Source organism: Xanthomonas albilineans (assembly GCF_002939705.1).
GTDB classification, from domain to species: domain Bacteria; phylum Pseudomonadota; class Gammaproteobacteria; order Xanthomonadales; family Xanthomonadaceae; genus Xanthomonas_A; species Xanthomonas_A albilineans.
This window is the reverse complement of sequence record NZ_MDCB01000042.1, coordinates 1-3,565: the sequence shown is the minus strand read 5'-3', so window position 1 is coordinate 3,565 and position 3,565 is coordinate 1. Positions and strand designations below refer to the sequence as shown.

Sequence of the window (3,565 nt, the reverse complement as noted above, 5' to 3'; positions counted from 1 at the left end):
GCAGCGGCGGTGCCGCTGACGCATGCGGTCGCTCCCGGAAGAACGCCGGCAGCGCCGGATCGGTGTGTTCGGTCGATACCGCCACCGGGCGCCAGGGCAAGTGTGCGCGTAGCTCGGCATCCAGGGATTGCGCATCGAATGGAGCCAGGGTCATAGCCGGGCCGGCCAGATCATGCACATGCACGCGATGCCCGAGGGTCGTCGCCATGGTGGTGGTGTAGTAGGAACCGTGCTGTTCGGAGCGGTGAATGACGTTCATTTCTGGCGCGCTTGAGACCGTGCGCAGTTGCAGGAACGGCTTGTCGCTGAGGCTATTGACATAATCCGTCAGCAGATTGCCGTTACGCACGGACAAACCATCGAGCCGGTAGGAACCGCCGATATCCGAATGCGCGCCGGGATGGACCAAATTGAGGAAGCGCCCGTCATGGGAATGGCCGGGATGCAGGATGTCTTTGGCCGGGAACAGATCGCGGCGTTCGTCGCGGGCGCTGAGCTGCAAGCCAGATACCACCGAGGGCGGCAAGCGCACGTCGTGCAGATTCATGTCGCCAGTGGCCACCGGGTCCAGCAAGCCGACGGTCTGCGCGGTGCGGCCAGGCGGCACCAGTGGCGGATGCGTGGGAGTGAGTTTGAGGATTTCGCCGTGTGGACCACGGTCGATTTTCATGTCTTTGCGGTCTTGGATACCGCGCTCATGGATCATGCGAGTGAACATGGCCGCAGTGACCGCGCCACGACTGAAGCCGGTGGACACGATGCTGATTTCGGCTTGCGGGTCTTCATCGTGCCACTTTTTGGCTTGGTCGATGAATTTGAAGTACATCTCTTCCATCCGTGGGCCATAGCTATAGCCCAGAGCGCCGTCGGCAATGCGGGGCAAGGCATCGTCTTGGGTGCCTACGCCAGGGACGTAGTAGCCACCTATGTTGCGAAAACCAGCCTTTTCAGCAGCATGCACCTGATCGTCCAAGATTCCGATATTGGTGATGTGTTTTGGATCCTTGTGCTTGTCGTTACCTGTGCCATCGAAGCAAGCCACGAACAAACGAGTGTGGGGATTCTGTTGACTGACCAATAGCGGCGCCTGGAACTGCGCCAATGCATGGCGACTGTGTGCATATGTCGCCAAGTCTTGTGCCGTCGCCGGATACGTTTCCACGTCATCCGGCCATATCTTTGCATCGGGATGTTCGTTGCCCATTGCATGCTCCCTGGCGAGGACGCCATCAGTAGGTTTTGGTATAGGCGAGGATCAGGTCATCGCGAAAATCGCTATATTTGTTACCTGGCTTTTGTAACACTGTGGTATCAACCATTGCCTTCATATACACATTGATGGTGCGGTCGTTCACTTCCAGGATGATGTCCGGAGAAATATCCGCATGCAGGATCGGCGGCAACTGATTCTGCGGCACATGATGCAGGATCACCTTGTCCTTGAAGATGGCTTCGAGATCGACCAAGGCATGATGCGGCTGACCATCCTTGGAGCGCCATGTCACCTCGGCGGGGGGGGGGAAGTGTGGGAAGTTGCGGATGCTGATCGTATTGCCTTTAAGATTATTGGGATAGACATCCCCTAGCGACGCCGATGAGATTTGTTTGACATCGTCGGGATCGTTGGCTTCGTACCTACCGTCGTACAGCACCTTACAGCCATAGGTGTCGTAGCAGGCCGCCCCGAACGCATGTTCGGCAAACGGTATCGGCTTACTGGTATCGATATGCACGGTGCCATGAGCATCGACGGGAAGATTGCCGATCAGATGGATGCCGGGAGGTTCATTGGTCGGAGCGTTGGTCGGCGTATTCATGCGCGAACATCCAGTCAGAGAGTGAGCGAAGACGGCGGTGAGCAGAAGGGGAAGTGCTGCACGGGACGGCGTGGCAAAAGGAGGTCGCACAGCCATGGTTCCACCAGTGGGAAGGGAGAGAAGCAGCCTACTACCCAACGCGTGAGCACGATAGAGTCGTGTCGCTTTGACTGACCAGCAGCGGCGCCTGGAACTGCGCCAATGCATGGCGACGGTGTTCATATGTCGCCAAGTCTTGTGCCGTCGCCGGATACACATCCACGTCATCCGGCCATGTCCTTGCATCGTTATGCTCGTTGCCCATTGCATGCTCCCTNGTGTAGGCGAGGATCAAATCGTTGCGTGAGTTGCTATATTTGTTACCTGGCTCTTGCAAAACAGTAGTCTCCACAAAGGCCCGCATATACACATTGATGGTGCGGTCGTTCACCTCCAGGATGATGTCCGGAGAGATATCTGCATGCAGGATGAGGGCGCGGCAGAAAACTTGGACTACCTGGGAGGGTAGTTCATGTTTTCATCCGAGGATCGGCTTCGAGCCGTGCAGCTCTACATCAAGCTCGGCAAACGGGTCGGACTGACGATCCAACAGCTTGGCTTTCCAACCAAGAACACGCTCAAGCACTGGTACCAGGAATACGAGCAAGGCCTTGGCTTGGCCACCCGGTCCACGCGCGCGCCGACGTATTCGCAGGCCCAGAAGGAATTCGCGGTCGCTTACTATCTGGAAAACGGGCGCTGCTTCGCGACGACAATCAAGGTGCTCGGGTATCCGCCGCGGACGTTGCTTCCATTCTGTGCCCAGAAGTTGGGCGTGTCTCGTCCATCGCTGTACACCTGGAAGAATCAGCTGCTCGGCCACGACGCACCTGCATCCATGAAGCGCAAGCAAGATATTCCACACGATGCTGGACGCAGCCATCGGGACCGTCACAGCCAGTAAACAACGGCCGACCATGCACTCCGATCGCGGCGCCCACTACAGATGGCCTGGATCGCTGATGCAAAGCTTACGCGTTCGATGTCTCGCAAGTCATGCTCGCCGGACAACGCTGCGCGTGAAGGCTCCTTCGGCCGCCTGAAGACCGAGCTGTTCTACGCGCACAGCTGGTTGTCCACGACAAGCGAGGACTTCATCGCAGCGTTGCACTCCTACATCCTTTGGTACAACGCAGACCGGATCAAGATCTCGCTGAGAGCACGTAGCCCCATCGAGTACCGGAGAGACCTTGGACTCGCCACATAACCCGTTTAAGTTTTCTGCCGCCCCCCCCTTGAGGGCGCTGCGCGCTTGTGCCATGGTTAGCTGCGGGGGGGGGAAGTGAGACTGTGTTTGGAGGCGGAGGGTTTCTAGAGGTTCCCCATTAATTATATTTCTAGAGGTTCCCCATGATTATGAAAGAACGCAGGTGTAATCGGGGCAGCGGCTGGTGGCAGCTTACGGCCGGCGCGGCTCTAGTGGTGGCGGTAACGCCGCAAGGTTGGGGTGGAGGAGATGGCGGCGCGCCCGTATCCGCAGTACCGGCAGAAGCCCCGGCGGCGGTCCTTGCCAGTGTCACGCCCAGCAACATCAACATCGTGGCGTCCGATGCTGACGTGCGCCAGAAGGTTTATTTCGCCGGCCCTACACAGGGCTTCGTCGCCAAGGCGCTGTCGGCATCTCTGCCGGCCGGCACTGAAAGTAACTATGACATCCTGGTGATCGGCGATGCCGACAAGGGAGGCCGCGCCATGCTGGAGCTGGCCCG

General features: G+C 58.3%; 4 protein-coding genes and 1 pseudogene. 3 read left to right on the top strand and 2 right to left on the bottom strand.

Annotated elements, in window-relative coordinates; genetic code table 11:
* Together XalbCFBP2523_RS15510 and XalbCFBP2523_RS15505 are read right to left on the bottom strand one after the other, a co-directional pair.
* Window positions 1-1,204 (bottom strand): phospholipase effector Tle1 domain-containing protein (locus XalbCFBP2523_RS15510; RefSeq protein WP_080928164.1); only part of this gene is annotated, 1,204 nt, incomplete at its 3' end.
* Window positions 1,205-1,229: 25 nt separating this feature from the next.
* Entirely contained in the window at window positions 1,230-1,817 is a 588-nt protein-coding gene (locus tag XalbCFBP2523_RS15505; protein WP_045766518.1) for a hypothetical protein, read from the bottom strand.
* 511 nt (window positions 1,818-2,328) lie between these two features.
* Here XalbCFBP2523_RS15505 and XalbCFBP2523_RS17480 point away from each other — a divergent pair.
* The 3 genes and pseudogenes from XalbCFBP2523_RS17480 to XalbCFBP2523_RS16495 form a co-directional block, all read left to right on the top strand.
* Window positions 2,329-2,760, top strand: coding sequence for a hypothetical protein (locus XalbCFBP2523_RS17480; RefSeq protein WP_407070990.1), 432 nt, complete (start codon window positions 2,329-2,331; stop codon window positions 2,758-2,760).
* Window positions 2,711-3,063: pseudogene (locus tag XalbCFBP2523_RS17475) on the top strand (IS3 family transposase); the annotation flags it as partial. The gene XalbCFBP2523_RS17480 and the pseudogene XalbCFBP2523_RS17475, both read left to right, overlap by 50 nt.
* Before the next feature lie 143 nt (window positions 3,064-3,206).
* Window positions 3,207-3,565, top strand: a 359-nt coding sequence (locus XalbCFBP2523_RS16495; RefSeq protein ID WP_430523488.1) for a hypothetical protein, incomplete at its 3' end; no start/stop codon positions are given.